This is a genomic window from Arthrobacter dokdonellae (assembly GCF_003268655.1).
In the GTDB taxonomy this organism is placed as follows: domain Bacteria; phylum Actinomycetota; class Actinomycetes; order Actinomycetales; family Micrococcaceae; genus Specibacter; species Specibacter dokdonellae.
On record NZ_CP029642.1, the window covers coordinates 1,656,367 to 1,680,820 of the forward strand.

At 68.3% G+C, this 24,454-nt stretch carries 20 protein-coding genes; 7 read left to right on the top strand and 13 right to left on the bottom strand.

Features of this window, described 5'->3' with window-relative positions; translation table 11 throughout:
• Positions 1-12: 12 nt before the first annotated feature.
• On the top strand, positions 13-2,148 hold the full coding sequence (locus DMB86_RS07305) for an MFS transporter (RefSeq protein ID WP_227878654.1): 2,136 nt from the start codon (positions 13-15) through the stop codon (positions 2,146-2,148).
• Positions 2,148-2,702 (top strand): TetR/AcrR family transcriptional regulator, encoded by a 555-nt coding sequence (locus tag DMB86_RS07310; protein ID WP_113717196.1) that lies wholly within the window; start codon positions 2,148-2,150, stop codon positions 2,700-2,702. The genes DMB86_RS07305 and DMB86_RS07310 overlap by 1 nt, the downstream gene beginning before the upstream one ends.
• Before the next feature lie 52 nt (positions 2,703-2,754).
• On the opposite strand, the gene DMB86_RS07315 is transcribed toward DMB86_RS07310, so the two are convergent.
• The 10 genes from DMB86_RS07315 to DMB86_RS07360 all read right to left on the bottom strand — a co-directional run bounded on the left by DMB86_RS07315 (position 2,755) and on the right by DMB86_RS07360 (position 14,375).
• Positions 2,755-3,171, bottom strand: a complete 417-nt coding sequence (locus DMB86_RS07315) for a DUF779 domain-containing protein (RefSeq protein ID WP_113717197.1) — start codon at positions 3,169-3,171, stop codon at positions 2,755-2,757.
• Positions 3,172-3,327: 156 nt separating this feature from the next.
• Positions 3,328-4,338 (bottom strand): alcohol dehydrogenase AdhP, encoded by a 1,011-nt coding sequence (adhP, locus tag DMB86_RS07320; RefSeq protein ID WP_113719404.1) that lies wholly within the window; start codon positions 4,336-4,338, stop codon positions 3,328-3,330.
• 235 nt (positions 4,339-4,573) lie between these two features.
• Positions 4,574-6,097, bottom strand: coding sequence for an acetaldehyde dehydrogenase ExaC (gene exaC / locus DMB86_RS07325; RefSeq protein WP_113717198.1), 1,524 nt, complete (start codon positions 6,095-6,097; stop codon positions 4,574-4,576).
• Between the two features lie 195 nt (positions 6,098-6,292).
• On the bottom strand, positions 6,293-7,552 hold the full coding sequence (locus DMB86_RS07330; protein WP_113717199.1) for a sigma-54-dependent transcriptional regulator family protein: 1,260 nt from the start codon (positions 7,550-7,552) through the stop codon (positions 6,293-6,295).
• Positions 7,553-7,651: 99 nt separating this feature from the next.
• Positions 7,652-8,119 carry a hypothetical protein gene (locus DMB86_RS07335; protein ID WP_113717200.1) on the bottom strand — a complete coding sequence of 156 codons (468 nt, stop codon included), beginning with the start codon at positions 8,117-8,119 and terminating at the stop codon, positions 7,652-7,654.
• Positions 8,120-8,279: 160 nt separating this feature from the next.
• Positions 8,280-10,949: an MMPL family transporter gene (locus DMB86_RS07340; RefSeq protein ID WP_113717201.1), complete on the bottom strand. Its 2,670-nt coding sequence runs from the start codon at positions 10,947-10,949 to the stop codon at positions 8,280-8,282.
• A gap of 62 nt (positions 10,950-11,011) precedes the next feature.
• Positions 11,012-11,641 (bottom strand): TetR family transcriptional regulator, encoded by a 630-nt coding sequence (locus DMB86_RS07345; RefSeq protein WP_113717202.1) that lies wholly within the window; start codon positions 11,639-11,641, stop codon positions 11,012-11,014.
• Between the two features lie 83 nt (positions 11,642-11,724).
• Positions 11,725-12,108 (bottom strand): YbjQ family protein, encoded by a 384-nt coding sequence (locus DMB86_RS07350; RefSeq protein ID WP_113717203.1) that lies wholly within the window; start codon positions 12,106-12,108, stop codon positions 11,725-11,727.
• Between the two features lie 167 nt (positions 12,109-12,275).
• A complete protein-coding gene (locus DMB86_RS07355) occupies positions 12,276-13,712 on the bottom strand; it encodes a dicarboxylate/amino acid:cation symporter (protein ID WP_113717204.1) in 1,437 nt (478 codons plus the stop codon).
• Between the two features lie 183 nt (positions 13,713-13,895).
• Entirely contained in the window at positions 13,896-14,375 is a 480-nt protein-coding gene (locus DMB86_RS07360; RefSeq protein WP_113717205.1) for a MarR family winged helix-turn-helix transcriptional regulator, read from the bottom strand.
• 85 nt (positions 14,376-14,460) lie between these two features.
• On the opposite strand from DMB86_RS07360, the gene DMB86_RS07365 reads away from it, so the two are divergent.
• Entirely contained in the window at positions 14,461-15,258 is a 798-nt protein-coding gene (locus tag DMB86_RS07365) for a hypothetical protein (protein WP_193926268.1), read from the top strand.
• Positions 15,259-15,599: 341 nt separating this feature from the next.
• On the opposite strand, the gene DMB86_RS07370 is transcribed toward DMB86_RS07365, so the two are convergent.
• Positions 15,600-17,351 (bottom strand): DUF885 domain-containing protein, encoded by a 1,752-nt coding sequence (locus DMB86_RS07370; RefSeq protein WP_113717206.1) that lies wholly within the window; start codon positions 17,349-17,351, stop codon positions 15,600-15,602.
• A gap of 132 nt (positions 17,352-17,483) precedes the next feature.
• Between DMB86_RS07370 and DMB86_RS07375 the strand changes: the two genes are divergently transcribed.
• Complete coding sequence (locus DMB86_RS07375; protein WP_227878720.1) at positions 17,484-19,619, top strand: FUSC family protein; 2,136 nt, start codon at positions 17,484-17,486, stop codon at positions 19,617-19,619.
• Between the two features lie 38 nt (positions 19,620-19,657).
• Here DMB86_RS07375 and DMB86_RS07380 read toward each other — a convergent pair whose 3' ends face one another.
• The gene (locus DMB86_RS07380) at positions 19,658-19,930 is read right to left on the bottom strand and encodes an acyl-CoA carboxylase subunit epsilon (RefSeq protein ID WP_113717208.1); all 273 of its coding nucleotides are present in this window, start codon (positions 19,928-19,930) and stop codon (positions 19,658-19,660) included.
• The gene (locus DMB86_RS07385) at positions 19,927-21,510 is read right to left on the bottom strand and encodes an acyl-CoA carboxylase subunit beta (protein ID WP_113717209.1); all 1,584 of its coding nucleotides are present in this window, start codon (positions 21,508-21,510) and stop codon (positions 19,927-19,929) included. The genes DMB86_RS07380 and DMB86_RS07385 overlap by 4 nt, the downstream gene beginning before the upstream one ends.
• A gap of 211 nt (positions 21,511-21,721) precedes the next feature.
• Here DMB86_RS07385 and DMB86_RS07390 point away from each other — a divergent pair, with 211 nt between their 5' ends.
• From DMB86_RS07390 to DMB86_RS07400, 3 genes are read left to right on the top strand one after another with little or no spacing between them, the layout of a single operon-like run.
• Positions 21,722-22,663 (top strand): biotin--[acetyl-CoA-carboxylase] ligase, encoded by a 942-nt coding sequence (locus DMB86_RS07390; protein ID WP_113717210.1) that lies wholly within the window; start codon positions 21,722-21,724, stop codon positions 22,661-22,663.
• On the top strand, positions 22,656-23,282 hold the full coding sequence (locus tag DMB86_RS07395; RefSeq protein WP_171814410.1) for a PH domain-containing protein: 627 nt from the start codon (positions 22,656-22,658) through the stop codon (positions 23,280-23,282). The genes DMB86_RS07390 and DMB86_RS07395 overlap by 8 nt, the downstream gene beginning before the upstream one ends.
• A complete protein-coding gene (locus DMB86_RS07400) occupies positions 23,266-24,345 on the top strand; it encodes an adenylate/guanylate cyclase domain-containing protein (RefSeq protein ID WP_227878655.1) in 1,080 nt (359 codons plus the stop codon). Before DMB86_RS07395 ends, DMB86_RS07400 begins: the two co-directional genes overlap by 17 nt.
• The last annotated feature ends 109 nt before the right edge of the window (positions 24,346-24,454 follow it).

Sequence of the window (24,454 nt, forward strand, 5' to 3'; positions counted from 1 at the left end):
CGAAGGAAATCCGTGCCGTCCCATTTGGCCGTCCGTGAGACCGCCCGCGCCGACAGAAAGCCGGCCGCACCCAAGCGCACCTCGCTCGTCATCACCATCCTGTGCCTGGCCGGGACCGTGGTGGCGCTGCAGCAGACCATGGTGGTGCCGCTGCTGCCGGACTTCCCCCAGATTCTGCACACGTCCGCGGACAACTCCTCCTGGCTGGTGACCATCACCCTGCTCACCAGCGCCATTGCAACGCCCATCATTTCCCGGCTCGCGGACATGTTCGGCAAACGCCGCATGATGGTGGTGGCCATGGTGACCATGGTCATCGGCTCCGTCATCGCGGCGGCCGGCGGGACGTTCATCATGCTTTTGATCGGCCGCGCGTTCCAGGGCCTGGCCGCCTCGCTCATCCCCGTCGGCATCAGCATCATGCGCGACGAGCTGCCCCGCGAAAAGGTGGCCTCCGCCGTCGCCCTGATGAGCGCCACCCTCGGCATCGGCAGCGCGCTGGGCCTGCCCCTGGCCGGGGTGATCTACGAATCGCTCGGCTGGCAGGCCATCTTCTGGATTTCCGCCGTCATCGGCGTGCTGCTCATCATTGCCGTCGTGGCCATCGTGCCCGAATCCGCCGTGCGCACCCGGGGCAAGTTCGACGCCGTCGGCGCGCTCCTGCTGACCGCCGCCCTGACGGCGCTGCTGCTGGCCATATCGAAGGGCGGCCAGTGGGGGTGGACCAGCGAACCGGTGATCCTGCTGTTCATTGGCACCGTGGTGTTTTTGGCCCTGTGGTTCCCGTACGAACTGCGGGTCAGCCAGCCCATGGTGGACCTGCGCACCTCCGCCCGCAAGCCCGTGCTGCTGACCAACATCGCCTCCATCCTCGTGGGCTTCTCCATGTACGCAAACATGCTCAGCACCACCCAGCAGCTCCAGCTGCCCAACATTGGCGGCTACGGGTTCGGCCTCAGCGTGGTGGTGGCAGGTCTCTGCATGATCCCCTCCGGCCTGGCGATGGTGGCCCTGGCGCCGGTCTCGGCGGCCATCACCAAGCGGTACGGCGCCAAGATCACCTTGATAGCCGGCTCGCTGGTGCTGGCCGTCTCCTACGTGGCGCGCGTCTTCCTGACCGGCGAGGTGTGGATGGTGATCCTGGGCGCCACGGTGGTCAGCATGGGCACGGCCATCGCCTATGCCGCCATGCCGACCCTGATCATGCGTTCGGTGCCGATCACGGAAACGGCGTCCGCGAACGGGTTGAACTCGCTGCTGCGCGCCGTCGGCACCTCCACCATGTCCGCCGTCGTCGGGGCCGTCCTGACGTCCGCGGTGGTCCACGTCGGCCCCTTGGCGCTGCCCACCGAGGACGCGTTCAAGGAAGTTTTCTGGTACGCGGCCCTCGCGGCCCTGCTATCCATCGGCGTCACCGTGTTCATTCCGCGCGTCCAGACGGCCCCCGGCCTGGCGGGCGGCTCCATGGGGGCGTTCGACGGCGGTGCCCAGGCGGGTGCCGCGGGTGCGGCTCCGGGCGCCGCAGGGGCGGCCCGCGCGGCGGGACTGCCGGCCGGCGTCGTTCCTCGTGCCGCCAGCGCGGCTGGCGGCCCGGCGGAGAAGAGCGAGATAGTGGTCAGCGGGACCGTGGTCGGCGCGGGGGAGAAACCAATCCGGCAGGCCGTGGTCAACGCGCTGCACACCAACGGGGAGCCGGCCGACTGGAGCCGGGCCGACAACAACGGCCGCTACTCGCTGGTCCTGCCGGCGTCCGGGCGCTACTTGATTGTCTCCAGCGCCGACGGCTGGGCCCCCAGCTCCCAGGTCCTGGATTTTGTGGATTCCTCCAGCACCCAGCACATCCAGCTCACCGTCAGGCTGACGCTTTCCGGCATGCTGGCCGACGGCGGACGGGCGCTGGACCATGCCCTGGTCACGCTGACCAAGGCCACGGGCGAATTTGTGATGTCCACGTTCAGCGACGGGTCGGGACGGTACGAGGTTCCGCTGCCCACGGCCGGCCGCTACATCCTCACTGGCCTCGACCCGGAGGGCCTGCGCAGCGAGTCCGTGCAGGTACTCCTGGCATCACGGCCGGCCGTCGTGGACCTGGACCTGGGCGGGCGGCCCGAACCGGCCGCCACGGCGCATGCCCGCGTGGGCGCGTGATGGGCCGGCCCGGCACGCGGGATGCCGTCATCCAGGCCGCACGGCAGCTTTTTGGCGAACGGGGCTACACTGCCGTGACGGTCAAGGACATTGCGGCGCTCGCCGGCTATTCCCCCGCCATGGTCATGAAGGTGATGGGCAGCAAGGCAAAGCTCTACGCTGCGGCCGCGCCGGAAGTGCCCAGCTCGGACGTGCTGCTGGAGAAGGACGAACCGCTCGGGTTCGCCCTGGTCCGCAGGATCCTGCGCCGGCGCCAGGACGACGAATCGGAGCCGTGGTCCATGGTGGCCCTGCTGGTCCAGGACGCGCCCGACAAGGATGCCGCCCGGGCCGAACTCCGGGACCGCTACATCAGCTGGATGTCCGAGCAGATCGACGACACCTCGCCGGCCCGGCAGAAGTCGCAGCTGGTGGTGTGCGTGGTCATGGGGCTGGGGGCCGGGACCCGCGTGCTCGGGCTGCTGGACCCCGATGAAATGGCGGACGAGGACCTCATCCAGCAGTATGGCGCGATAGTGCAGGGCATCATCGACGACCCCGCCGCCGGCCGTTGAGGTTGGAGATCACCACCGCTGCGCTCCGCCTGAGGCGTCGTGATCTCCAACCTCAACCGATGGCGGGAGCGGAGCCTTGCATCAGGCGGGAGCGGATCAGGAACCGCTTGCCCTCCGGGGCCTCGACGGAGAATCCGCTGCCGCGTCCGGCCACGACGTCGACCGTCAGGTGCGTGTGCGACCAGTAGTTGAACTGCTCCTTGGACATCCAGAACTCCAGCGGCCCGCATTCGGGGAGTTCAAACAGTCCCAGCAGCATGTCCGCCTCGGCGGTGATGAACTCCCCCGCCGGATAGCACATGGGGGAGGAGCCGTCGCAGCAGCCGCCCGACTGGTGGAACATCAGGGGTCCGTGCTGGCCCCACAACTTTTGGAGCAGTTCAAGGGCCGGTGAACTCAGCGCCACCCTGGACTGTGTTTCGCCCGAAATGGTGATTCCTGCTTCGAGGATGCCTGATCTTGTAGCCATTGAACTGCTCCTTGTCGTTTGAGGACGGTAGGGACCGACCTGGCGACGCTGCCTCACCGGCACGGTGCATTCAGCCAGCGGTGAGACAGCGTCGGGGGAAAACTCCCCGGTTGCAACCGAGCGTTTGGGAACTTACCCCAAGTCTTGCGGGAGCGTTTAGTACTTGATGACCACGCGGCCGTCGATCTTGCCGGCGCGCATCTCATCGAGGACTTCGTTGATTTCGCCCAGGCTGCGGGTGGAGACCGTGGGGTGGATCAGGCCGCGGGCATAGAAGTCAATGGCCTCTTCCATGTCCTGGCGGGTGCCCACGATGGAGCCTCGGATGGTCAGTCCCTTGAGCACCACGTCAAAGATCGGTGCCGGGAAGTCGCCCGGGGGCAAGCCGTTGAACACGATGGTGCCGCCGCGGCGGGTCATGCCGATGGCCTGGCCAAAGGCGGCCGGGTGGACGGCGGAGACGAGCACGCCATGGACGCCGCCGGTCTGGCGCTGGATCGACTCAACCGGATCTTCGTTGCGGGCGTTGACGGTGATTTCGGCACCGTGCTTGCGGGCCAGAGCCAGCTTGTCGTCGGCAATGTCGACGGCGGCCACGCGCAGGCCCATGGCCACGGCGTACTGGACGGCAATGTGCCCCAGGCCGCCGATGCCGGAAATGACGACCCACTGTCCGGGGCGGGTCTCCGTCATCTTTAGGCCCTTGTAGACCGTGACGCCGGCGCACAGCACGGGGGCGATCTCCACGGGGTCGGCGCCATCGGGGATGCGCGGGGCGAACGCGGCATCAACCAGCATGTACTCGCCAAACGAGCCGTCCACGCTGTAGCCGCCGTTTTGCTGGGACTCGCACAGCGTCTCCCACCCGGTGCGGCAGTACTCACAACCGCCGCAGGCCGTCCACAGCCAGGCATTGCCCACGAGGTCCCCCACGGCCAGGGAGGTGACGCCCTCGCCGAGCGCCACCACTTCGCCCACGCCTTCGTGGCCGGGGACAAACGGCGGGCTGGGCTTGAGCGGCCAGTCGCCCTCGGCAGCGTGCAGGTCCGTGTGGCAGACTCCGCTGGAGATGAGCCTGACCAGGGCGTGGCCGGGGCCGGGTGTGGGCAGCGGGTATTCCTCAACGCTGAGGGCCGTGCCAAATTCCTTGACTACTGCTGCTTGCATCGTTGACATGAAATTTCCTTTCGTGAAAGTGGTGCTGGTCAGGGCGCTGAAGGAGCGTCCGTGAATGGTGCCCCGTTACTGAAGGAGCGTCCGTGAATGGTGCCCCGTTACTGAAGGAGCGTCCGTGAATGGTGCCCCGTTACTGAAGGAGCATCCGTGAATGGTGCCCCGTTACTGAAGGAGCGTCCGTGGCGGTGGTGACGGGGAAGGGTGGTGCGCCGGGCACCCGGGCGGTCTAGAAGAAGCCGAGCTTGTCCTCGCTGTAGCTGACCAGCAGGTTCTTGGTCTGCTGGTAGTGGTCCAGCATCATGGCGTGGTTTTCGCGCCCGATGCCGGAGGACTTGTAGCCGCCGAACGCCGCGCCGGCAGGGTAGGCATGGTAGTTGTTGACCCACACGCGCCCGGCCTGGATTTCGCGGCCCGCACGGTAGGCGGTGTTGCCGTTCCGGGACCACACGCCGGCGCCGAGACCGTAAAGGGTATCGTTGGCGATGTGGAGCGCGTCCGCGTAGCCGTCAAACTTCGTGACGGCGAGCACGGGGCCGAAGATCTCCTCCTGGAAGATGCGCATGTCGTTGGTGCCCTCGAAGATGGTGGGCTTGACGTAGTAGCCGCCGGCGAGGTCGCCGGGGAGGATGTTGCGCTCGCCGCCCGTGAGCAGCTTGGCGCCCTCCTGCTTGCCGATGTCCATGTAGGAGAGGATCTTCTCGAGCTGGTCGTTGGAGGCCTGCGCGCCGATCTGCGTGTCGGTGTCCAGCGGGTTGCCCTGGATGATGGCCTCGGTGCGGGCCACGGCGTCGGCCATGAAGGCTTCGTACATGGAGCCCTGGACCAGTGCGCGCGACGGGCAGGTGCAGACCTCGCCCTGGTTGAAGGCGTAGAGCGTGAACCCCTCGAGGGCCTTGTCGTAGAACGCGTCATCCTTGTCCATGACGTCGCTGAAGAAGATGTTGGGGCTCTTGCCGCCGAGCTCCAGCGTGACCGGGATCAGGTTCTGGGAGGCGTACTGGCTGATGAGCCGGCCCGTGGTGGTCTCGCCGGTGAACGCGATCTTGCGGATGCGTTTGCTGGAGGCGAGCGGCTTGCCGGCCTCCACGCCAAAGCCGTTCACGACGTTGATCACGCCGGCCGGCAGGATGTCGGCAAGGAGCTCCATCAGGACCAGAATGGAGGCGGGCGTCTGTTCGGCCGGCTTCAGCACGACGGCGTTCCCGGCCGCGAGGGCCGGCGCCAGCTTCCACACGGCCATGAGGATCGGGAAGTTCCAGGGGATGATCTGGCCCACCACCCCGAGGGGCTCGTGGAAGTGGTAGGCCGTGGTGTCGTCGTCGATCTGGGTCAGTCGGCCCTCCTGGGCGCGGACCACGGAGGCAAAGTAGCGGAAGTGGTCCGCGGCGAGCGGGATGTCCGCGTTGAGGGTTTCGCGGACGGCCTTGCCGTTGTCCCACGATTCCGCGACGGCGAGCAGCTCAACGTTGGCGTCAATCCTGTCCGCAATTTTGTTCAGCACGGCGGCACGTTCCGTGGCGGATGTTTGTCCCCAGCTCGGGGCGACCTTGTGCGCGGCGTCCAGGGCCAGCTCGATGTCCTCGGCTGTGCCGCGGGCCACCTCGCAGAAGACCTTGCCGGTCACGGGGGTGACGTTGTCAAAGTACCGGCCCTTGACGGGGGCCACCCATTCGCCGCCGATCCAGTTCTCGTAGCGGTCCTTGAACGTGACCTTCGAACCCTCGGTGCCGGGCTGTGCATAAACAGTCATTGTCTAAACTCCTTTGCGGTGGGGACCTCGATGTCCTTGCCCTGAAGCGTACGTGGGGCCACGTTGCGCCCACGTTGCATGCGCTGCGTCACACTTTTGGCAGGCCACCGTTCGCGGGGGAGGGACGGGCGGGGAGGGGGAAGCCCGGCCATCGAGCACCTGGATCTCGACAGGCCGCCCACCGGGACCGTCGGCCTACGCTTCGAGCGCCTCCAGATGGGCGACGACGGCGGCGCGCCGGGGCGAGCGCGGCGGCAGGAGGCGCAGGGCGCTGCGCCAGGCCTCGACGTCGTCCGCTGCCTCGGGAAGCTGCAGGTAGGCCAGAACCACGTCGGCGCTGGCGTCGCCCAGGATCGCCTCACGCAGCAGCAGTCCCACGCGGTTGCGCAGTTCGCCCAGGGCGGGCGCCTCGGAGCGGGGCAGCACGGCGCCCTTGTAGATGTTCAGGGCCAGCCGGTGCGCCCCGCGGTCCAGGTAGCTGAGAACCTGCCCGGCGTCGACCACCAGGGTGCGGGGGAGCCGGTAGGGGCGCGATGCGGGGACCAGCGACGGCCCGTGCCTGTGCAGGAGCTTGCGCAGGCGGACCATTTCGGCGCGGATGCTGGTCAGCGAGGTGCCCTCCGGGTAGACCATGCCGGTCAGCTCCTCGGCCGTGAGCCCGGCCGGGTGCAATGCCAGCATGGCCAGTATTTCGGTGTGGCGTTCGCTGAGCGTGAGCGCCTGGCCGGCCAGGTGCAGCAGGCCCTGGTCGCGGCCGAGGATCTGCAGGCTGTCGCGGTAGAGCGGCTTGGCGGACGACGCCGGTTTCCCGCCCGCCGCGGTCCGCCCGGCTGCGCTGCCGCGGGGTTCCCCGGCCCGGCGTTCCAACCGCTGGATGCGCAGATGCGCCTCGGCCGCCGCGACAGTGGCCTGGACCAGGGAGAGGGTGTTGGCGCCGACGGCGTCGATCCCGCCCGTGATGTCCACGATGCCCAGGATGCCGCCGGAATCCGGGTCGTGCAGTGGCACGGCCGTGCAGCTCCAGGAGTGGACGGCGGGGTTGAAGTGCTCCTCGCCCCGGATTTGGACGCCCCGGCCGAGCACCAGCGCGGTGCCGGGGGCGCTGGTTCCGGCGGCCAGCTCGGACCAGTCGGCGCCCTGGGCAAAGTTGATGCGCTCGCCGTTGCGTCGGGCCGCGGAATCGCCCTCAACCCACAGCAGGCGGCCGTGTTCGTCGCCCACGGCAACCAGCAGTCCGGTGTCGTGGCTGGGCTGGATCAGCAGCTGCTGGATGACGGGCATGATGGCAGCCAGCGGGTGGCCGCGGCGGAACTCCTCGAGCTCGCGGCTTTCCCAGACCACCGGCGGCGTGGCCGCCTCGGGCGAGGGCAGCGCCTGGCGCGACCGCTGCCATGATTCGCGCACCAGCGCCCGCGCCTGGCCACGGGAGGGCATGCTCTGCACGGGATGGGACATGGGCGCTCCAAGGGCAGGGAAGTCGGCGGGTCCGCGCCGCGGGCTGGCACTGGAGCCGGTCCACGTGGCGTACCTCACAGTTTAGCGGACCGGGTCAGGCTAACTCCGCGGGGCATCCTCGATGAAGGGCACCTTGGCCACGTATTGCCGGTAGAGGTCCACGGCGTTTTCGGTGGGCAGGTTCCCAAACGCCAGGGCGGTTTCCAGGCCGTCCAGTTCGGCGTTGCAGGCCTCGGCCGCCGACACGTGGTCGGCGACGGCGTGCGAGTTGGCCAGGTTCGTGGCCAGCGCCGCTGCCAGGGACAGCAGGACCGCCGCCAGGCAGAGGATCCGCCACACGAGTGAATCGTCCCTGAGGGAGAAGAGGCCCTGGACGGCGCCGGTGAACCGCGTGCCGCCGGCGGCCGGACCCACTGTGACGAGTGCCGCCAGCGCGCTGCCCACAATGCTGATGTTGGCCAGACGGTTCCTGCGCGGACGGGCACTGCGGAGGAAGGCCGTAAGGGCCGCCCTGCGCTGTTCAATGCGCGCCGACAGTTCCTGCCGTGCCTGCGGGTCCTCGCTCACAATGTTCCTCCCGGCGTCTCTGGTGGGCCATTGACCTCCCATTGTGGCAGTCCGCCGGCGCGCTGTACATGGACGGCGACGGCGCATGGCGCCGCGCTCGGAAGCCGCGCCCGGAAGCCGCGGAAGGGCGGCCAGCCGGGCGGCCGTGAATCCAGCGGCGTCAGCCGGCGGTCGCGGGCTCCGGATCGGCATGCTTGGCGGCGGAACCCGTTTCCGACAGCGAAACCAGCCTTGCTCCCTCCACGTCCACGTCGGGCAGGATCCGATCCAGCCACTTCGGGATCCACCAGGCCGACTTGCCCAGCAGGTGCATGGCCGCCGGGATGATCGTCATGCGCACCAAGAATGCGTCGGTCAGCACGCCGAACGCCAGGGCAAAGCCGAGCGGGCGCACCATGGTCAGATGGGAGAAGATGAAGCCGGAAAACACGCTGGTCATGATGATGGCAGCTGCGGTCACCACCGGCGCCGCGTGCTTGAAGCCGGTGCGGACGGCCTGCCTGGCGGTTTGCCCGTGCACAAAGGCCTCGCGCATGCCGGAGGCGATGAACACCTGGTAGTCCATGGCCAGGCCAAACAGCACGCCGATCAGGATGATCGGCAGGAAGCTGAGCACCGCCGCGGGGTTGGGGACGTCGAAGATGCCGCCCAGCCAGCCCCACTGGTACACCGCCACCACGCCGCCAAACGCCGCCACGAGCGAAAGGAGGAAGCCCGCCGTCGCCAATACCGGCACCAGGATGGAGCGGAACACCAGGATCAACAGGACCAGGGACAGCCCCACCACGATGGCCAGGTACGGCGGCAGCGCCGAACCCAGCTTGGCCGAGACATCCACATTTGCCGCCGTCTGGCCGGTCAGGCCGATGCTCACGCCGTGATCGGCCTTGATGGCCACACCTTCGGCCCGGAGATCGTGGACCACCTGGACGGTGCTGGAGCTTGCCGGGCCTTCAGCCGGAATGACCTGGTAGACGGCCGTGCGGAAGTTGCTGCTCATCGTCAGGGGGATGGCGGCCTTGACGTTGTGCACCTTGCGCAGCTGATCGGCCACGTCCAGGTTCAGCTCCGTGGCGGAGGCCTTGTCCAGCCCCGCCGGCAGGGAACCGACCACGACGATCGGCCCGTTCATGCCCTCACCAAAGTCGTTGCCCGTGATGGTGTACGCCTTGTACGCGCTGGAATCGACGGGTTCGGAGCCGCCGTCGGGCAGGGCCAGGCGAAGCCCCATGGCCGGGATGGCGATGACGGCCAGCGCCACCACTGCGGTGACCAGCGAAATCACTGGGTGCTTGGTGACGAGCCCGCCCCAGCCGCGGGCGCTGCGGGCGACATCCTTGGCGTCGTCGCGAGCTGTGGTCTCCCCGGCGGAGAGCCCGGCAGCTTCGGCGTCGTGCGAGGTCCGCGCGGCGGCGTTCTTGGCCCAGGTGCGCTTGGGGATCACCCGACGGCCGATGAGCGAGAGGACCGCGGGGGTCAGCGTCAGTGCAATCAGAACGGCAATGGCGACGGTTGCCGCGGCCGCCAGTCCCAGTATGGCCAGGAATGGCAGGCCCGTCACGGACAGCGCCGCGAGGGCGATGACCACGGTCAGGCCGGCAAACAGCACGGCATTGCCGGAGGTGCCCGTGGCCTTGGCGATGGATTCGCGCATGTCCATGCCGGCCAGAAGCTGCTGGCGGTGACGGTTGACGATGAACAGGGAGTAGTCAATGCCAACCGCCAGACCCAGCATGAGGGCAAGCATCGGGGAGATGGAGGACATGGAGATGACCCCCGTCAGCGACATGGTGCCGCCCACGCCAATCCCGACACCGACAAGGGCCATGAGAAGCGGCAGGCCGGCGGCGATGAGGGTGCCAAGCATGATGATGAGCACGGCGGCGGCCACGGCAATGCCGAGCACCTCGCTGATGCCGAACAGTGCGGACACGTCCTGGGTGATTTCCTTGCTGTAGTCCACGGTGACTCCCTTGGACCCGAGCGTATTCAGCTTCTCCTGCAGCAACGTCCTGTTGGCCGGGGTCACCGCGTCCATCGACACCTTGAACTGGATCTGCGCAATGGCAGCCTTGCCGTTTTCCGAGACAAAGCGCAAGCCGGCCGCGGCGTCAGCGGAGCGTTGGCCCGTGGTCAGCTCGGCTTTCTTGGCGGCGAGGGTGGCGAGTCCGGCGTCGTACTGGGCCTTGCCATCGACAAGATGATCCTGGCCTGCCTGCCACTGGGCCATGCCGGCGTCGATCTTGGCTTGGGCTTCGGCAATCAGGGAGGCGGCTGCCTGTGCTTGCGGGGAGTCGGCGGGGAGCGCAGCAGCCTGTACTTTTTGGGCGACCAGCTGCTTTTGCTTGTCCTCCAGTTGCGCCTTGCTTGCGGCCAATTCCGTGGCGCCGGCGTCCAGCTTCGCCTTTTCCGCCGCGGCCTGGGCCTCCCCGGCGGTGAGCGCCTTGGCGCCGTCGGCCAGCTTGGCCTGCGATGCGTTGAGGGTGGCCGTGGTTTCAAAAGGATCGACAACGCCCTTGACCGACGGGATGGACGTCGTCGTGGCCAGTGCGGCGGAGATGTCCTTTTCCTGCGCAGGGGTGAACGCCTTGCCGTCGGTGCTGGTGAACACCACCGTGCCCGAACCGCCGGACGCATCCGGAAGATCGGCCTTGAGCTTGTCGGCCATCTGCTGCGTCTCGGTGCCCGGGATCTGGAAATCGTTGCTGGTGGTGCCCATGAAAATTGCCACGGCACCGCCGACGAGTCCCAGGATCACCACCCAGGCGGTGATCACCAGCCAGGCGCGCCTGGCCGAGAAACGACCGAGTCGATATAGCCAATGTGCCATGATGGTTCCTTTTGTGTTTGGGTGGCCGCGCCGTGCGGAGGCGGGCCGGGGCGGTGTGGGGGTTAGGAGCGGAATCCGTTGCGGACGTGGGCGACGGCGGCGCCGAGGAGATCACGCAGCCGGGCTACCGATTCGGCGGACGTGTCGGATCCGCGTTCGTTGAGCCAGACCAAGAGGGCGGCGCGGCCGCCGCCGACGACGGCCCCCACCAGGGCGTTGATGTACAGCTCGTCGGTGCCCGCCGGAAGGCGGTGCCGGGCGACGGCGGTGATCTTGGCGCTGCACGCCTCCCAGGCTTGCAGCTGGAATCGGCCCAGAGAGGGGTCCTGGGTGAGGGCACACGTCTCGGCCAGGGCGGCCAGCTCGCGGCTGTGGCCGCTTGCGGAAAGAGCGTACTCGGCGGATTTGAGGATGGGTTCGTCGACGGGCCGGGTTTCCATCTCCTCGATCACGCCGTCCAGGTAGCGCTGCGTGAAGCTGGCGACGGCCGCCTCGACGGAGGGGAAGTAGTTGAAGAACGTGCGCCGGGAGACGCCGGCGGCGGCGGCGACGTCGTCGACGGTGAACTCGTTGAAGGAGCGCGCACGGAGGAAATCCAGTGCCGCGCCGGCGATGGCGTCGCGAGTGGCCACCTTGTTCAGCTCGCGGCGGGAGACGGGTGTCACCGGGGAAGGCGTTTCGGGAAGGGGCATGTAACTACACTAAGTGCAACTTTGCACTCAATGCAAGTTAACGGGTGGGTGTGGTAGGGAGGCGCACACCTACCCGGGGCGCGCTACCGGGCTTGCGGGTTCGCCGCCAGGTAGGCCGACTGGCCCGTGGCGCCGGGCTGGCCCTCGGCGAGCGGAATGGCGAAGACGGCCGTGCCGTAGGCGCACACCTCGGTCCAGTTCTGTCCCATCTCGGAGGTGTCAAAGCGGGCGGCCACAATCGCGTTGGCGCCCTTGGCCTGCCCCTCGGCCACCATGCGGGCGACCACTTCCTGGCGGCTTTCGTACAGGGCCTTGGTCATCTCGGGCAGTTCGCCGCCGCCGAGGGCGCGGAAGCCTGCCGTGAGCTGGGCGCCGATGTGCCGGGAGCGCACCGTCAGGCCCATGACCTCGCCAAAGACGGCGTCGATCTTGTAGCCCGGGAGGTCGTTTGTGGTCACGATGATCATTCTGGAGCCTTTCAATGACCCGGCGGCGGGGCCGGGCTGGGTGTCTTTCCATGGGGCATCCTACGACCACAAACCCAGAAACTCCCGCCGCGATCCGGAATTCCGGGCTGCGGCGGGAGTTGTCGGGATGGCTTCCGTCAAGGGGCGGGCATGATGTCCCTGCCCGGTTAGGCGTGGGTGAGTTCGCGCTCCGAACCCGGCCGATCGGCGTCGTCCGCGGTGCCGGCGTCCGCCGCCGGGGTCCCGACGTCGGGGGCGTCGTCCGCGAAGGGGTTGCCGTTGCGGGGCGCGTTGTACAGGGCTTCGTCCAGGATGCCCTGGCGCTTGGCCACGATGGTTGGCACGAGCGCCTGGCCGGCGACGTTGATGGCCGTGCGGCCCATGTCCAGGATGGGGTCGATCGCCAGCAGCAGCCCGACGCCGGCCAGCGGCAGTCCCAGCGTGGAGAGCGTGAGCGTGAGCATGACGACGGCGCCCGTGGTGCCTGCCGTGGCGGCGGACCCGAGCACGGAGACGAGCACGATCAGCAGGTACTGGCCGAAGGTCAGGTGGATGCCGAAGAACTGGGCGACGAAGATGGCGGCGACGGCCGGGTAGATCGCGGCGCAGCCGTCCATCTTGGTGGTGGCGCCCAGCGGGACTGCGAAGGAGGCGTAGGCGCGGGGGACGCCGAGGTTCCGCTCGGCCACGCGCTGTGTCAGGGGGAGGGTGCCGATCGAGGAGCGGGAGACGAAGCCGAGCTGGATCGCCGGCCACGCGCCGGAAAAGTACTGCTTGACGGAGAGTCCGTGGGACTTGACCAGGACGGGGTAGACCACGAGCAGCACGAGGAGCAGGCCCGCATAGATGGCGATGGTGAACTTGCCCAGGGCGCCCATGGTGGTCCAGCCGTAGGTGGAGACGGCCTTGCCGATGAGCCCGACGGTGCCGATCGGTGCCAGGCGGATGATCCACCAGAGCACTTTCTGGATCACGGCGAGGGCGGAGCCGTTGAGCTTGAGGAACGGGTCGGCGGCCTTGCCGACCTTCAGTGCCGCGATGCCGATCGCAATGGCGATCACGAGGACCTGCAGGACGTTGAAGTTCACGCTCGTGGCGATGGCGCCAGCTTCGCCGGCCTTGCTGGAGGCCTCAAGGCCGAGGAAGTTGGACGGGAACAGGCCTGTCAGGAAGGCCCACCAGTCGCCGGTCTTGCCGGTGTAGTCGGCCGGGGCGGACTGGCCGGTGCCGGCACCGGGCTTGAACACCAGCCCCAGCGCGATGCCAATGCTCACGGCGATCAGCGAGGTGATGGCGAACCACAGCAGCGTGTTCCAGGCCAGGCGCGCGGCATTGGTGACCTGGCGCAGGTTTGCGATGGAGGAGATGACGGCCGTGAACACCAGCGGCACGACGGCGGCCTTCAGCAGCGAGACATAGCTCGAGCCGATGACGGTCAGCGTGGCGGTCAGTGCGTTGGGGTTCTTGACCGGGTCGCCGCCGAGGTTCCGGGCGACGAGACCCAGGATGAGGCCGGCGACGAGGCCGGCAATGATCTGTAGGCCGAAGTTGCCGGTCCACTTCGGAAGGCGGCGGGCCCTGGGGTCGTTGGTCCTGGAAGTCATGGGACCACGGTAGGCGGGGCAAAATAGCACCGCAGAATTTGTGTTTCCCCGTATTACGCCCGACGATTGCCGAATGATGGATAACAACGTGCACTTTGTGCGCCTTCGTGACGTATCGGCACGAATGTGACGCGGCGTGGCGGACCGTGCGGACGGCTCGTGGAAGGGTGCCTGGGGATCGGGTCAGGTCTCCCTGTGAACGTCCGGGTCAGCGTGGTTTGCCTGCGCCAGCAGGGACAGCAGCCGGGCAAGTTCCGCGGACTGGTCGGGGGAGAGGGCGGCCAGCATTTCCTGCTCGTGCGCCTCTGAAACGGTACGCAGCTCCCGGAGCTTGGACCTGCCTTCGGCGGTCAGGTGCAGCTCGTAGTTGCGGCGGTCGGTGCTGCTGCGGGCCCGCTCCACGAGCCCGCGGCCTTCCAGTGAGTCGATCAACTGGACGACGCGGCTGGGCAGCGAGCCCAGACGGGTGGCGAGGGCGCGTTGGCTCAGCCCGGGCGTGCGGCCGATCAGCCGGAGGGTGCCGGCGTCGCCGGGCGTCAGTCCCAGCTTCCGGGTCCGTTCGGCAAACCGGTCCGAGGACAGCGAACCCAGTTGCGACAGGAGAAAGGCCGTTCGCTGCGGTGTGCCGTTGTCGGGCGCTGTGCCGTCGTCAGGTGTTGCCATGAAACCCAGAATACATCCTTGACTAAATGATTCATAAGATGAATCATTCGTTATATGAATATATTTCGGGAGGATGATCTTGGCCATGACTGAACAAGCGGCACGGGGCGGGTCCCGGTCGGCACGGGGTGGAACGCAGCGGACGGCCGCGACCGGGCGGCGACGGCCGACAGGCCCCCACCCGGGCGTTCTGGCGGCCGTCAGCCTGGGCCTGTTCCTGCTCGCGCTCCTGCTGTCGGGGATGCTGTCGGACGGCAAGGTGTTTGTCTCCCCGTTCTCGGCCACGGATGATGTGGTTGCCTTCTACCGGGACAACCGGGCCGCCGTCACCGTTTTGGGCATGCTCCAGTTTGGCTCGGCCGTGCCGCTGGGGATCTACGCAGCCACGACCTACGCCCGTCAGCTGCGCCTCGGCATCAGGGTGCCGGGACCGGCCATCTCGTTCTTTGGCGGCGTCGGCGCATCCCTGATGTTGATGTTCTCCGGCATGCTCACGTGGCTGGCGGGCCGGCCGGAGGTCACGGGCGATCCAGGCTTGGTCCAGGCGCTGGCATTCCTGGCCTTCCTCACGGGCGGGGTCGGATTCGTGACCGGCATCGGGCTGCTCGTGGCCGGTCTGGCCGTGCCGGGGCTGGTGCTGAAGTTTGTGCCGCGATGGCTGGCCTGGACGGGGCTGGTGCTCGCCGCCCTCTCGGAGCTGAGCTTCCTGTCCCTGGGCGTGGAGCCGCTGCAGTTCCTGCTGCCGATCGGCCGCTTTGGCGGGATGCTGTGGCTGATCGCCGTCGGCTTCCTGCTGCCCGTGAACCGCGCCGCTGCAAGCTGGTCGCCTGCCGGGCCAGGCGTCGGCAGCAGCGGCGGCGCCGTGCAGCCACCAACGCCGTGAGCAGCAGCCAGCCGGATGGCAGCCTGGGCGCGACGAGGAACTTGTGGCGGCCGGCGGCGGGCGCCCACCGGTACCTCGGCCGAATGGTCCAGCACGGAATTCGACAGCGTGCTTGGCGTCAACCTCCGTGGCGCGGTCCTGTGCCTAAAGTACGGGTTGGCGGTCTTGCCCGGATCCGGGTCCGGACAGGCGCTCGTCAACATGTCCTCGACGGCCGGCGAGCAGGGCGTCAACGTCATTGCACCCGGCCCCATCCTGGCCGATGCCCTGGCCTCGGCGGGTCCTGCGGCCCGTCCCGTGACTACATTTCGCGGAACTGGCCAGTCCTGCCGGAGGCCTGATCAGCCCCCCAGCAGTGCCACCTTGAGCGTGTCGAGGCCGACGGAGCCCAGGTTCAGCGCCTGCGTGTGGAAGTCGCGCAGCGAGAACGCGTCCCCGTCCCGGGCGGCACGGGTGTCGCGGATCTCCTCCCACAGGCGCTGGCCGATCTTGTACGACGGCGCCTGGCCCGGCCAGCCGAGGTAGCGGTGGAACTCAAAGTCGAGCTGGCCGGCGGAGATGTCCAGGTTCCTGGCCAGGAATTCCCGCCCCTTCTCGGCCGTCCACGTGCCGCTGCCCCACTGCGGGGGCACGGCCAGGCCCAGGTGCACGCCGATGTCGAACACGACCCGGGCAGCGCGCATGCGCTGGCCATCCAGCATCCCCATCTTGTCGCCCGGGTCGGAAAGGTAGCCCAGCTGGTCCATGAGCCGTTCGGCGTACAGCGCCCAGCCCTCGCCGTGACCCGACACCCAGCAGGCGTTGCGGCGCCAGTCGTTCAGCAACCCGCTCTGGTAGGTCGCCGTCGCCACCTGGAGGTGGTGGCCCGGCACGCCCTCGTGGTAGACCGTGGTGGTCTCGGCCCAGGTGGTGAACGTGTCCTCGCCCTCCGGCACCGACCACCACATGCGCCCGGGCCGGGCGAAGTCCTCGGACGGGCCCGTGTAGTAGATCCCGCCGTCCTGGGTGGGCGCGATCCTGCACTCGAGCGTGCGCATGACCTCCGGGATGTCGAACTGCGTTCCGGCCAGGTCCGCAACGGCGGCGTTGGAGAGCCGCTGCATCCACGTGACGAGCTCATCGGTGCCGTGCAGTTGGCGGGCCGGGTCGGCGTTCAGCAGCGCCTTGGCCTCCCCGATGGACGCGCCGGGCCGGACGTGCCCGGCCACGGCCTCCTGCTCGGCAATGATCCGGTCCAGTTCCGCGACGCCCCACGCGTAGGTCTCGTCGAGGTCGACGGCGGTGCCCAGGAATTCCCGTGAGGCCAGCTCGTAGCGTTCCCGGCCGACGGCGTCCGCCGCCGGTGCCTGCGGGAGCAGCTCGTCCCGGAGGAACGCGACGAGCGCACCGTAACCGGAGCGCGCCAGGTCCGCATTCGCGGCCAGTTCGGAGGTGAGGTCGGCCGGGAGCCGTGTGCCGCCGTCGTCCGCCGCGACGGCGCCCGGCCCGGCGGGAGCGTCCGTCGCGGAACCCGGTTCCAGCGACGCACCGGCGGCCAGGGAGACAAAGAAGCCGTCCGCCGCCGCGTGGCGCTCGCACTGCTCGATCACCGTGGAGACCTGGCGCCGGGCCGCGACCAGGCCGCGGGCCGCACCCTCGCGCAGCGATGCGATGTAGCCGACCACGGCTCCCGGGACGTTGGCCAGGCGGCCCGAGATGTGCCTCCAGTCGGCCACCGTGGCCGTGGGCATCAGGTCAAAGATGGACCGGATGTCCTGCGCCGGGGAGGCGATGTTGTTCAGGTCCGCCAGCGGCCAGCGCGAGTCGTGGAGTTCCAGGGCCAGCCCGAGGCGTTCGCGCATGGCGTGCAGGGTGACACGGTCGACGTCGTCCGCAGGCTCCAGACCGTCCAGCGCGGCCAGCGCGTGGCGGGCCGCAGTGGCGGAGGCCTCGAGCCCGGCGGGGGAATGGTCGCGGTATTCGGTTTCGTGGCCGGGCAGGCCCAACTCCGTGGCAAAGCCCGGATCGAGCTCGATCAACCGTTCCGTGTAGGCGTTCGCTGCAGCATCGATGGGGCTGGCGGGACGGGTCGGGCGGCCCGAAGTTAAGGTCATCCTCCGACCCTATCGCGCCGGCCCTATCGCGCCGGGCCACGTCCGGTGGCGGGGGCGGGGACACCGGCGGAGGAAGCGGAGATTTTCCCGCCGTTGGCGCCGGAGCCTGACATACTGGGTTTCGTGTCCGCCATGCAGGCAGTGGCGGCGACTTTCAAGAAGTCGCTGCGACTGGATTTTTCCCAATCGGACCCCGTCGTTGCGGCGCGCAACGCCTTCGGGGTCGGCATTGTGCTCGTCATCGGCGTGGCCAGCGGCAACTTCCCGGTCGCCGTCTTCGGGGCCGTGGGTGCGCTGTTTGCGGCGTTTGCCGACCGCCCCGGCAGCTACCGGCTGCGGTTTGCCAGGATGGCCGGGACGTCCGTGGCGGCGGGGATCGGCGGCGGGCTCTCGGTCCTGTGTGCCCACTCGCTGCCGCTGTCGCTGCTGCTGGTCGCCGTTTTTTCCTTCACCACCGGCATGCTGCTGTCCCTGGGGCTCAACGTGGCACAGGTCGGCATCGCCGGCACGGCCGTCGCGATCGTCCTGAACAGGTTCCCGATGCCGCTTTCGGGCGCGCTGGGGATCGCCGCGGCCATCACGGCCGCCGGACTGTTGCAAAGCTTTCTGGCCATTGCCGGCTGGCCGCTGCACCGCCACGCCCCCGAACGGGCGGTGCTGGCCGACCTATACGCAGGCCTGGCCCAGCGGACCCGGTCGAAGCACCCGAAAATGACGGCGCCCGGCGCCGGGGTGCTGCTGACCAAGGCACGGGAGACCATCACCGGATTCGGCCACGGGATGGGCCCGAGCATGCAGTCCTACCGCGGCCTGCTGGACGAGGCGGAACGGATCCGGCTGGAAGTGATTGCGCTGGGCTACTGCCTGGAACGCTTCGAACGGGTGGACAAGACGGCCCAGCACGACGCCGTCCAGTATTTCCTGCTTGCTGCCGGTGACGCCCTGGATGCAATTTCGGAGTCGCTGCGCCGCGGAAAGGTGTTCGACCCGGCCGCCATGGACCCCGTCACCGCGGCCGCGGCCGCGCTGACCGAGGTGATGGACGGGTTCACTGACTCGCCGACGGGCCGGTTTGCATCCCTGCACTGCCGGGCGCTGGCCGGCCAGTTGCGGGCCGGCGCGCGCATGGTGAGCCCGGGCGCCGTCGAGGGCCGCGTGGCCGAGCCCGCCGCGCAGGTGGGCGGGGTGCGCATGTCGCTGCAGGCGCCGCTGGGGACATTGCGGGCCAACCTGCGCCTGGACTCGGCCATCGCCCGGCACGCCATCCGCCTGATGGTCATGGTCACGGGCACGGACGCCCTGGCGAGGCTGCTGCCGGGCACCGACAGGGGGTACTGGATACCGTTGATGGTCCTGCTGCTGCTGCGACCGGACTTTGGTGCGACGCTGCAGCGCACCAGTTCCCGGCTGGTCGGGACCCTGATAGGGCTGGGGATCGGCACCGCCGCAACAGCCCTGATCGGAGACGAAAACAAGTATGCGCTGGTGGCGGTGATCGTCGTCTTTGTGTTTTGTGTCCGGATCTCCGGTGCACCGAACGCCTTCTTCATGGGGATATGGGTTGCCGCGTACCTGGTGGCGTTGCTGGACCTGGCCGGCTCGCCCGCTGCGGTCGTGGTGCTGCCGCGGCTGCTGGACACCGTGGTGGCGGGGGTCCTGGCGGTGGCGGCCACCATGGTGTGGCCGGCCTGGGAGCGTGCCTATCTGCCGGCCCGCATTGCCGATCTGCTGCGGGCCTACCGGACCTACCTGCTCGCCATCACCGACCCAGGCCTGAACAAGGCTAAGATCGATGCCAGCCGCATCAAGGCGCGGCTGGCGCGTTCCAACGCCCAGGCGTCCCTGGACCGCACGGCGGCCGAGCCCGTGGCGGGCCAGGCCACGCTCTTCACCGCCGAGGGCGTGCTCGTCCAGAGCCACCTGTTCGTCCAGGCCGCCATGGTGATCGATGCCGCCAGGCTCTCGCTGCGCGCCGCCCAGCACCCCGTGGATGACCTCATGCGCCAGCTCGCCCCGTTCATCGCCGATTGCGCGGCCACGCTGCAGGCCTGTGAGAGCGCGATCGTCGGCGGTGCCGCCCCGCGCGGTGTCGTCAGCCTGCGCGCGTCCTACGTGGGGCTGAAGGATTCCATGGAAAAGGACCCCATCGCGGTCGAAACCGTGCAGGTCGCCGTGCTGGACGCGACCGACCGGATCGCCAACTCGCTTGACACCATGGCCCACCTGCTGCGGGACCGCGGCACCCGCCAGGAGCCGGCGGCGGCCTGAGGGACCCGGGGCAGGGGGTGGCCGGAAATCCGGAAGAATCAGCGGCCCGAACGCCGCCAGGCGCCGGTGCCCGGGCGCGGCGGCAGGTGCAGCTGCGCACGACGGGCCCAGGCCCGTGCCGCTGGGCTAACGGGGGCGTCTCCGGTGTGTGCCTGCAGGGCGAGCACGACGGCGGTCACGGCCGCCAGCTCTTCGGCCGTCGGGTTGCCCTGGGTCACCGAGAGCAACGGGACCTGGGCCGCGGAGGGCTCGGGCGCCGGGGTTCCAGGCGCCGGGCCGCCGGCCGCCGGCGAGTTCTCCTGTGCCGTCACAGCGGGATGTTCCCATGCTTCTTGGCCGGCAGGCTGGACCGCTTGTCGCGCAGGGCACGCAGGCCCTTGATGAGCTGGATGCGCGTGTCGGACGGGGCGATGACCGCGTCGACGTAGCCAAGTTCGGCGGCCTGGTAGGGGTTCAGCAGTTCTTCCTCGTAGCCGCGCACAATCTCCGCCCGGCGGGCCTCGACGTCGCCGCCGTCGGCCTCCACTGCGGCGAGGTCGCGGCGGTAGAGGATGTTGACGGCGCCCTGGGCGCCCATGACGCCGATCTGGGCAGTGGGCCAGGCCAGGTTCAGGTCGGCGCCGAGCTTTTTGGAACCCATGACGATGTACGCTCCGCCGTAGGCCTTGCGGGTGATGACGGTCAGCTTCGGCACGGTGGCCTCGGCGTAGGCGTAGAGCAGCTTGGCGCCGCGGCGGATGATGCCCTGGAATTCCTGGTCCTTGCCGGGCAGGAAGCCGGGGACGTCGACCAGCGTGATGATGGGGACGTTGAAAGCGTCGCAGTGGCGCACAAAGCGGGCCGCCTTCTCGGATGCGGCAATGTCCAAGGTGCCGGCGAACTGCAGCGGCTGGTTGGCCACCACGCCCACGGTGTGGCCCTCGATCCGGCCATAGCCGATCATGACGTTGGGCGCGTAGAGCGCCTGCATCTCCAGGAAGTGGCCGTCGTCCAGGACCTGCCCGATCACGGCGCGCATGTCATAGGGGTGGTTGGCGGAGTCCGGGACCAGCGCATCCAGGGCGAGGTCGCCGTCGTCGGGCTCCAGGTCCTGGTCGTGGTCGGTGACGGGCGGCTCGGCCAGGTTGTTGGAGGGCAGGAAGTCCAGCAGCTCGCGGACAAATTCGATGGCGTCCGCCTCGTCCGTGGCCAGGTACGTGGCGGTTCCCGTGTTGGCGTTGTGTTGGCGCGCGCCGCCCAGGGTTTCCATGTCCACGTCCTCCCCGGTGACGGTCTTGATGACGTCGGGGCCCGTGATGAACATGTGGGAGGTCTTGTCCACCATGACCACGTAGTCAGTCAGCGCGGGGGAGTACGCGGCGCCGCCGGCACAGGGGCCCATGATGAGGGAGATTTGGGGCACGACGCCGGACGCGTGGACATTGTTGCGGAAAATGTCCGCGAACATGGCCAGCGAGGCGACGCCTTCCTGGATGCGGGCGCCGCCGCCGTCGTTGATGCCCACCACCGGGCAGCCGTTGCGCAGCGCAAATTCCTGGACCTTGACGATCTTTTCGCCGTTGACCTGGCTCAGCGAGCCACCGTAGACGCTGAAGTCCTGGCTGTACACCGCCACCAGGCGCCCGTCCACCGTGCCGTAGCCGGAGACCACGCCGTCGCCCAGCGGCTTCTTCTTCTCCATGCCGAAGGCGTGCGAGCGGTGCACCGCCAGGGCGTCAAATTCAACGAAGGAATCCGGGTCCAGAAGGAGGTCGATGCGCTCGCGGGCCGTGTGCTTGCCCTTCGCATGCTGCTTCTCGACCGCAGCCTCGCCGGAGGGCACCGCCGCCTGGGCCGTCCGGTCACGGAAATCGGCAATCTTGCCTGCAGTTGTCGAAAGGTCGTGGTTCATCTGTACTCCGGCTCGATAGGTGGCAGCTTGCTTTCCCTTAAGTAGGAACCGCACAAAAGGGCAAACACTACTGACAGTCTAGTAATGGATACGGCCCCTGCCTGTGTAGATACCCGACAAAGTCGGCCATCGTGAATGGCAGTTCCTCCACCGCGACGCCGGGCGGCGGGCGCGCACGGGCGGGCTGGCCGCGCCGGATAAGATTGGTGCCATGAGCCGCACACCTCCCTCACTGGATGAAAGTGCACTCAAGTCTGCGCTGACCCACCCCCGCGGCCCGTTCCGCCGTGCGGATGTTGTGGGGGAGACCGGCTCCACCAATGCCGACCTTGCCGCCGCGGCCGCGGCGGAGCCCGGAGCCTGGCCCGACCTGAGCGTGCTGATCGCCAATTCGCAGGTGGCCGGCAAGGGCCGCCTGGACCGGGCCTGGGAGGTTCCCGCAGGCGCCGCCATGATCTCCAGCGTGCTGGTGCGGCCAACGGAGGCCTCCGCGCATGCCGGCGTCCCCGCCTTTGACCCGGCCGGCCACGCTTGGCTGTCCGTCCTCGCCGGAATTGCCCTGTGCCAGGCGGTGTCGGCCGAAAGCGCTGCCGAGCCTGTCCTCAAGTGGCCCAACGATGTCCTGCTCAACGGCCGCAAGCTGGCTGGCATCCTCGCCCAGCTCGTCGTGCCTTCCCGTGATGCCGCGCGGGGGACCGGGCGGGCGCACGACGCCGGAAGGCCGGGACCCGCCGTCGTCGTTGGGATGGGTGTGAACATCAGCCAGCAACGGGTGGAACTGCCGGTGGACCAGGCGACGTCCCTGGAACTGGAAACCGGCGTCGCGGTGGACCGGAATGTCCTTCTGCCTGCGTACTTGACCCGGTTCGCCCGGCTATACAACGAGTTTGTTGCGGTGGGCGGCGATGCGCTGCGGCCGCTGGGCGGAGGCGAGTCCGCGCATGCGCTGGCTTCCGGCCTGATGTCCACGCTCGGAACGGATGTGAGGGCGGAACTTCCCGGGGGCAGGATGCTCTTTGGCACGGCCGTGCGGCTGGGCCGCACAGGGGATTTGGAGTTGCGCGATGCCGGCGGGGTGATGCATGCTGTCAGCGCCGGCGACGTGGTGCATTTGCGCAGGGCAGGGCATGCCGGCGGTGTGGATTATGCGTAAGTGGTTGGCCGAAGGGGAGCAGGTTCAACTGGTATGCCGTCCCCATTCACGGATTTTGGTCTGGCCGATTGCCGTGGGACTGCTGTTGCTCATGGCGGCGTCCGCCGCGCTGGCCAAGCTTCAGCCGGCACAGTTTGCCGGCTGGGCGCCCGACGCGGGGGAGCTGCGCCAACCCGCCATCGTCGTGTTGCTGACGGCTGTGGTGCTGTTGCTGGTGGCCTATCCGCTGCGCCGGGTGGTGCGTTGGGCGGGCACCAGCTACGTGCTGACCAACCAGCGGGTGGTGGTGCGCAGGGGTCGGGTCCGCCGGCAGCAGGAAGACTATTATCTGGCACGCGTGGAGAGCCTGGACCTGCGCCAAAAACTGCGCCAACGCATGGTGGGAGCAGGAGATCTGGAGTTCCACATGGTGACCGGCGGCGTGTTGACCGTTCACGATGTGCCGCACATTCTGGAATTCCGGAACTACACGCACCGTATTTGGGCACAAGTGTTCCGTGCGTCCTTTCAGCAAGCTCCGGTCGCGGCGTACTACGCTGATCAAGTTGGCTCAGACGGGGGCGGCATGAGAAGAAACGTGACTGGAAAGGAGCTTCGCAAGCTTGGAAGAAACCATTGATCCACCCGCGTCGCTGCTTCCGCCGGCCTCACGCAGCCAGACAAAAGCTTTGGAAACGCAGCTTTTGGGCGGTGAACGCACGCTCAAGCGGCGCGACGTCGCTGCCGGAGCCGGTGTGTCACTGCTGTCGGCACGCAAGATTTGGCGCGCCATGGGCTTCCCCAACTTGGGGGACGACGACGTTGCCTTCACCCAGCGGGACCAGGAGGCCCTGAACACCGTGGTGACCATGGTCCGTGAGGGACTGTTGACCGAGGAGACAGCCATTTCGGTCACCCGGTCCATCGGGCAGATGACCGACCGCATGGCCGTCTGGCAGATCGAGGCACTTGTCGAGGACCTCGTCGCCGAGCATGGCGTCAGCGATGCCGAGGCGCGCCGCGCAGTGGTGTCCGAACTGCCGAACCTCATTGCGCCGCTCGAGAAACTGCTGGTGTATTCGTACAGGCGCCAGCTCAACGCCGGCATCCAGCGGCTGGCCGTCCGTGCCGCCGACGGCCTGGCCGAAAGCGCACTTGGGCGCGAAGGCGACGAGGACGACACGCCGCTTCCGCTCGCGCGCGCCGTTGGCTTCGCCGACCTGGTCAGCTACACGTCCCTGTCGCGGCGCATGAATGAAAAGACGCTGGCCAAGCTGGTGCAGCGGTTCGAAAACATCTGCGCAGAGATCATCAGCGTGGGCGGCGGACGCCTGGTGAAAACGATCGGCGACGAAGTCTTGTTCAACTGCGAGACCCCGGTCGCGGGCGCCCAGATCTCGCTGGCCTTGGCTGAAGCCATGGCGGCCGATGATTTTCTGCCTGAGGCCCGCGTGGCCATGGTGTGGGGTCGGGTGCTGTCCCGGCTCGGCGACATTTACGGTCCCACAGTCAACCTCGCAGCACGCCTCACGTCCCTGGCTGAACCCGGCACCGTGCTGATTGACTCCGTCACGGCAACGGCGCTCGCAGGCGACGGCCGCTTCGTTCTCACGGAGCTGCCCATGGAGCACGTGCGCGGTTTCGGTGAGATTTCCCCTGTCCTACTCCAGCGCGGCGAGGGCCAGGGCATCATCGTCGACTGATCGCTGGCCATTGCTTTCGGTGGACCGGACCGGTGTTCGCGCGGCTTATCGAGGCATGGTCCGTGGCCCTGTTTTCGCGTTGTCGCCTCCACAGAATGTCTTGTTCTAG